This window comes from Ferruginibacter sp. (assembly GCF_031430955.1).
Taxonomy (GTDB): Bacteria; Bacteroidota; Bacteroidia; order Chitinophagales; family Chitinophagaceae; genus Ferruginibacter.
In genome coordinates this window covers 1-3963 of record NZ_JANPCM010000294.1, presented here as the reverse complement: position 1 = coordinate 3963, position 3963 = coordinate 1, and the positions used below count along the sequence as shown (strand labels likewise).

Sequence of the window (3963 nt, the reverse complement as noted above, 5' to 3'; positions counted from 1 at the left end):
CGAATAAATTCCTGAAGAAGTATTACCGCTGCCTATGGTATTGTGATGTAACGACTGCAAACCAAAAGCAGTATTATCATTTCCGATGCTATTGAAAAAGGTTGATTGGTATCCAACAGCAGTATTATTGTTGCCTGTGGTATTAGACCAAATTGATTGATCGCCTTGTGCAGTATTGCCTGCTCCGGTGGTGTTAGCATACAGTGACTGGTATCCATTTGCTGTGTTAAAAAATCCATTGGTATTATTGTACAATGCTTTTGATCCCAAAGCTGTGTTTGCAGTGGCATGAAAAGGTTGCGTTGTATTGAGTCCATTATTATACAGTGCAGAATCTCCAACGGCTACTATATTACTTTGTGTGGTATTGTTTGCTAATGTTTGTATGCCAATGGCAACATTGCTACGCCCTGAAGTATTACCAAATAGTGAAAAATTTCCTATTGCCACATTATTATCACCCGTATTATTATAAACTAATGACTGGTAACCATTGGCAACATTGTTACTTCCTTTGGTATTATAATAAAGCGATTGATAGCCTGCTGCTGTATTAGATGTCCCACTGGTGTCATTATATAAGGATTGACTACCAATTGCTGTATTTGAATTACCCGTTGTATTTTGATTCAAGGTTTGTAAACCAATAGCAGTATTATCATTACCTGAAATGTTAGAAAAAAGGGATAAGACACCAATTGCAGAATTATTATTGCCTGTTGTGGTTCTGTAGAGAGACTTTGCACCAATAGCAGTATTGTTAATCGCATTTGTATTAGAGAATAATGCTTGCTTACCTATGGCTGTATTGGCAGCACCCGTTGTATTTGCATACAAAGCTTTTGAACCTATAGCTGTATTCTCGGTTGCCTGAGTACCCGAAGCACCCAGTCCATTAAAATACAAAGCCGAATCACCAACGGCTACAATATTACTTTGTGTGGTATTGTTGGCCAATGCTTGAATGCCAATGGCAACATTACTGTGGCCAGTGTTATTAGAAAAAAGGGAGTAGGTTCCTACAGCCACATTATCATCTCCGGTTGTATTGAAGCGTAATGATTGGAAACCTGTGGCTGTGTTATTACCACCTGTTGTATTAAAAGACAGTGAGGAGGCCCCATTAGCTGTATTATTATTACCAGAAATATTATTAAAAAGTGCATTAATACCAATGCCGGTATTAAAATTACCTGATGAATCTTTGTATAATGCATAAGAACCAATAGCTGTATTGGAAGAAGCAATTTTATTACTATAAAAAGAAAATGCACCATTGGCAGTATTGTAATTACCTGAAATATTATTAACAGAAGAAAAAGAGCCGGTGGCAGTATTATAGGTACCCGAAGTATTTTTACCTAATGCATAAAAACCATTGGCCGTATTATCATTTCCCGAAGTATCGGAATTCAGCGAGTAATAACCTGCTGCAGTATTGCGATAACCTGTTGTATTGCTTGCCAAAGCATAACCACCCACGGCAGTATTTTGTGTACCTGTAGTATTGTCGGTCATTGCCTGTATTCCTACTGCTGTATTGGAAAAACCTGTGGTATTTGCATACAAGGCCTTTGAGCCAAGTGCTGTATTTTCTACAGCATGAAACGGTTGCGTTGCACCCACACCATTATTATACAATGCTGAATCGCCTACTGCCACCAGATTAGACCTGTTTGTGTTTTGATACAAGGCAGAACCACCAATTGCAACATTGCTGTAACCGGTACCACTATTCAAACCACTTCTGTAACCCCAATAGGTATTTCCATCTAACCCTAAATAACCAGCATTGGTATTTCTTATTTTAAAAAGCAAAGATTGGTTATCAATATTACCTATAAAATTATTTGCAGGGTTTGTATTATTATTGCCACCCAGTAACCATGCGGCTTTAAGGCTGTTATCGCTAGTAACAAAAGGTATCCATGCAGTACCGTTCCAAAAATAAAAACCCGGTGTTACATTTAAAGGTGCTGTGCCTGCGGTAGCAGTATTGTAAATTAATAAGGAGGCCGATGGGGTTGGTATGGTAACCACATCATTAATATCTGTAAGTGCAACCCTGGGTATCAAAACACCTTTGTTGGCAGCAGTAATATCCAGCATAGCACTGGTGTTAGGAGTGAGGGTGCCAATGCCTACATTTTGTGCAATAATATTGTTTGCAAAAATAATTGCGAGTGACAAGAATAATATTTTTTTCATTATCAGTTTTTTGAATGATTTATTTTTTACCCTCCAGCGCTTCTAATCTTTTTTCAAAATCTTCCAGCTTTTTATTTTGAGCATCTATAATTTGTTGCTGTGTTTGTATTTGCTGCTGCTGCTCCTGTATGGCTTTGATGGCGATTACACTAAATCCTGCATAGTTTATACCATGATAAATTGTTGAATCTTCTGCACTTCGTGTAGTACTGATTACCAATTCTGGAAATAAGTCTAATACTTCCTGTGAAATAAAACCTGTCGATTTTCTAGTTGTTTCGTTTGTGTTAATAAACTGATATTTTTTAGCTTTTAATAGCAATACTTTATCAAGAACAGGACTTAAGTCTTCAATATTTTTTTTCATCCGTCTATCACTCCACGAATTAAATGAGCCGTCAATCGAACTAATAACTGAAGCTTTATTATCATCATTATTATGTGTAATAAACAGGTTTTCGTTCCAATTTCCTATACCCCAAATGCTTCCTGTTGTTAAAATTCTAATTGCCTGGCTTAAATTATTAGGCTGATCAATATCTAGTGGGAAAAAAGGAGTATTGGTTCGAATTCCAACATAACCTCCAGTAGTTACAAAGCCACCCGAAGGATTTAATTGTAAAGTTCCATAAGAGGAACCCGATGCCTTGGTTGATTGTATATAACTATACCCACCACTTTGTGTACTGATCCCCATTTCTAAATTGGTATAACCACCGGCATTTCTGTTGGTGCCAACTAAAATGCTGCCTGCACCATTGGGATTTACATGCAAATCAGTTTGAGGTGCAGAAGTATTAAATCCAATATTTCCATTTCCTAAAATAGAAAGTACATCACTGGTAATTGCAGCTTGCCTGGACAAATATGCATTGCCACCAATAGAATACCATTGGTAGCCTTTGGTATTATCCGACCTGTCGTTGAATGTAAAACCAGCTGCACTACCTTCTGAAAACACATTACCAGCTACATGAAGTTTTGCTGTTGGAGTAGCTATGCCAATGCCCGTATTACCATTTTGAAGTAAAGTAATTTGAGCTGATCCATTATTTGTAAAAAACTGCAAAGGGTGATTGGTTTTTGTACCAAACTGGCCATACAAATTTGAAATATAAGTACCCATGGTTACAGGGCCGTAGGTATGTGTGATGCCATACCCGGGCAGGGCATTAACTATTGAAAATTTATCAGTTGGTGTGCTGGTACCTATGCCTACGTTTTGTGCAATAATATTGTTTGCAAAAATGATTAGGAATACAAGGGGAAATAATTTTTTCATTAATTTTTATTTAGTATGCTTAAAATTTAAAGAGGAGGAAACTTAACAGGCCCGCTTTATTAAATAATGCGGTATCATCTGTGTTAATAGTTTTGATGCCTTGAATAATTTTATCAAAAGCAGCAGCTTTTACTTTCAATGAATTTTTTGATACCGGTAAAAACAGTATCGCTATAAAAATAATTCCAATAAATAACAGGTCTGCGTATGTTTCTCTTTTCATTTTTTAGTTATAATTTTTTTTGGTAAATTATTTTAATATCATTTTTAATTCACTGTAAATCTTAACTGAAAAATATTTTTTATAAAACAGTTGTTTAAAATTTACAAAAGCCCACTGCTCTTCATCGCAGCAGTGGTGGCTTTTCATCCTCATTTCACATTACCCGGCATTTATTTTACGAGCCTTTTATTAAACTCCCTTCTTTAAAAAAATGTATGTCCACTTCTTTGTATTTACTTACAGTAAAGCA

3 protein-coding genes are annotated in these 3963 nt (G+C 36.2%); all 3 read right to left on the bottom strand.

Going from position 1 to position 3963, the window contains the following annotated elements; translation table 11 throughout:
• The coding region (locus tag ACY65O_RS08375) for a beta strand repeat-containing protein (protein WP_462220403.1) at nt 1-2208 on the bottom strand (2208 nt) is incomplete at its 3' end.
• Nucleotides 2209-2227: 19 nt separating this feature from the next.
• Nucleotides 2228-3490 carry a tail fiber domain-containing protein gene (locus tag ACY65O_RS08370; RefSeq protein ID WP_462220402.1) on the bottom strand — a complete coding sequence of 421 codons (1263 nt, stop codon included), beginning with the start codon at nt 3488-3490 and terminating at the stop codon, nt 2228-2230.
• Nucleotides 3491-3509: 19 nt separating this feature from the next.
• Nucleotides 3510-3713, bottom strand: a complete 204-nt coding sequence (locus tag ACY65O_RS08365) for a hypothetical protein (RefSeq protein WP_462220401.1) — start codon at nt 3711-3713, stop codon at nt 3510-3512.
• Between the last annotated feature and the right edge of the window lie 250 nt (nt 3714-3963).

Bases quoted from the DNA above. Each gene is read 5' to 3' on its own strand.
- ACY65O_RS08370 (WP_462220402.1), bottom strand. From the start codon at position 3,490: ATGAAAAAATTATTTCCCCTTGTATTCCTAATCATTTTTGCAAACAAT.
- ACY65O_RS08365 (WP_462220401.1), bottom strand. From the start codon at position 3,713: ATGAAAAGAGAAACATACGCAGACCTGTTATTTATTGGAATTATTTTT.